1 protein-coding gene is annotated in these 239 nt (G+C 44.8%); it reads right to left on the bottom strand.

Annotated features, from left to right (window positions below; translation table 11 throughout):
* The coding region (locus ACPYOG_RS20595; protein WP_481295922.1) for a hypothetical protein at window positions 1-239 on the bottom strand (239 nt) is incomplete at both ends.

The following is a 239-nucleotide window of genomic DNA, read 5'->3' as shown; positions in this document are numbered from 1 at the left end:
GCCCTTGCTACGCCGTGAAGCGCTTCATTCCACCATCCGTATGCCGGAATTCCAAGGCGTGGAACAGCTTTAGAGTTATCCATCATCATTCCTATTTTTTCATCAACGGTAAGTAAACCCAGAAGGTTATCAATACGTTGCTCTACCGGAAGTTTAGGATTTCTGAACGGTTGTTCAGTTTTTCCTGCCTGTGCAGATAATGAGGATGTGGTAATGATAAGGAGGCCAATGCCTAATAC

The sequence above is a fragment of the Leifsonia sp. HAY1-4F genome (assembly GCF_056755275.1).
This window is presented reverse-complemented; position numbering and strand designations above follow the sequence as displayed.